Genomic DNA, 399 nt, shown 5'->3' with positions numbered 1-399 from the left:
TAGCTGATGGTGGTGGTACGGGTTTCATCGACCGCGAGGTCATCGAAGTCTGCGCCCGGCGCGAAGTCATAGCTGCCATCGGCATTGACGGTGAACTGGCCACCGTTGTCACCGGCAGTCGGCTGACCGACATTGGCGGCATCCTCGCCGACCTGGCTGACGTTCAGGGTATCCGTGTCGTTGCCACCGTCCGCATCGTTATCCAGCACGTTGCCGGAGGCCGGCGCCTTCTCGGCGACGGTAGCGGCGTCATCCTGCGCGACCGGTGCGGTGTTGCTCGGTGTCAGGATGAAGGTGTCGGTCACGGTGCCACCATTGCCATCATCCGCGGTGACAGTGATCTCGAAGGGACCATTCTGCGAGGCATCCGGCGTCAGGGTGCCCGTGATACGTCCGGTA

General features: G+C 63.4%; 1 protein-coding gene. It reads right to left on the bottom strand.

Annotated features, from left to right (window positions below):
* Positions 1-399 (bottom strand): Ig-like domain-containing protein (locus PJK54_RS17775; RefSeq protein WP_271303522.1); only part of this gene is annotated, 399 nt, incomplete at both ends.

This window comes from Cobetia sp. MMG027, from assembly GCF_027947415.1.
GTDB lineage: Bacteria > Pseudomonadota > Gammaproteobacteria > Pseudomonadales > Halomonadaceae > Cobetia > Cobetia marina.
Note: the sequence above shows the minus strand (reverse complement) of the source record. Positions and strands in the feature narration are given on the sequence as shown.